The organism is Mycobacterium sp. 1245852.3 (assembly GCF_001669335.1).
GTDB classification, from domain to species: domain Bacteria; phylum Actinomycetota; class Actinomycetes; order Mycobacteriales; family Mycobacteriaceae; genus Mycobacterium; species Mycobacterium europaeum_A.
In genome coordinates this window covers 1-1,430 of record NZ_LZLL01000235.1, presented here as the reverse complement: position 1 = coordinate 1,430, position 1,430 = coordinate 1, and the positions used below count along the sequence as shown (strand labels likewise).

General features: G+C 69.0%; 1 protein-coding gene. It reads left to right on the top strand.

Features of this window, described 5'->3' with window-relative positions; genetic code table 11:
• Positions 1–1,430: condensation domain-containing protein (locus A9W96_RS10545; protein WP_231999649.1), on the top strand; the 1,430-nt coding region annotated here is incomplete at both ends.

Below are 1,430 nucleotides of genomic sequence, written 5' to 3'. Positions count from 1 at the left end.
TGACCTACGGGCTGTTGCGCTACCTGAATCCCGAAGTGGCACTGGCTGGTTCGGATCCGGACATCGGGTTCAACTATCTGGGTCGCCTCGGCGGTGGAACCGCCGGGTTGTCCGACGAGTTGTGGCGGCCGAGCCCGAACAGTCCGTCGTTGAGTGCGGCGGCCGCGACGCTGGCGCTGCCGTTGCCGCACACGCTGGAGCTCAATGCGGGCACCATGGAGACCGACGACGGTCCCGAGTTGCTGGCGAACTGGACGTGGGCACCCTCGGCGCTGACGCGTGGTGAGGCAAAGCGACTGAGCCGGTTGTGGTTTGAGGCACTGGCCGGCATCTGCGCCCTGGTCCGGCGCGGCGTCGGCGGCTTGACCCCGTCGGACATCGCCCCCGCCAGGCTCAGTCAGCAGCAGATCGACCAACTCGAGCGGCAATACGACGTCGCCGATATCCTGCCGCTGACCCCGCTGCAGCAGGGACTGCTGTTCCATGCGACCGCCGGCCAGGGTGACGCCGACGTGTACGCCGTCCAGCTGAACATCACGCTACGCGGCGCCCTCGATTCGCACCGACTGCAGCGCGCCCTGGATACCGTCGTCACCCGCCACCCCAACCTGGCCGCCCGATTCTGTTCGGACTTCGGCGATCCCGTGCAGATCATCCCCGGCGCTGCCGACCTCGCCTATCAGCATGTCGAGATCCGGGGCGGCGACGTCGAGGAACAGGTCCAGCGGCTCTGCACCGCCGAGCGGGTCGCGGCGCGAAAGCTCGGTGCGGATCCGCCGTTGCGGGCCGCGCTGATCCGCACCGCGGATCACGAACACCGGTTCCTCGTCACCGTCCACCACATCGTGATGGACGGCTGGTCGCTTCCGATCCTGCTGCAAGAGATCTTCGCCTGCTACTACGGCTCGCGATTGCCGACTGCGCTGCCGTACCGCGGGTTCGTCACCTGGCTGGCCGATCGGGACGTCGCCGCCGCCCGCCAGGCCTGGCGCGCTGCGCTCGACGGTTTTGACACCCCCACCATGGTGGGCCCGGCGGGCCGAATCGGGCTGGGCCCGCGCGCCGTGGCGACCCTGCAATTGACGGCCGAAACCACCAGTGCTCTAGGCGAACTCGCGCGCTCCTGCCGCACCACCGTCAACACCGTGCTGCAGGCGGCGTGGGCGCAGCTGCTGATGTGGCAGACCGGTCAACGCGACGTCGCCTTCGGCACCGCCGTCTCGGGCCGCCCGGCCGATCTGCCCGGCGCGGAATCCATGGTGGGCCTGCTGATCAACACCGTGCCGGTGCGCGCGCGCGTCACCGCGGCGAGTACCGTCGCCGACTTGCTGGGCCAGCTGCAACGTGCCCACAACGACACCCTCGAGCACCAGCACCTGGCGCTCAACGAGATTCACCGCATCACCGGGCATGACCAGCTGTTCGACAGC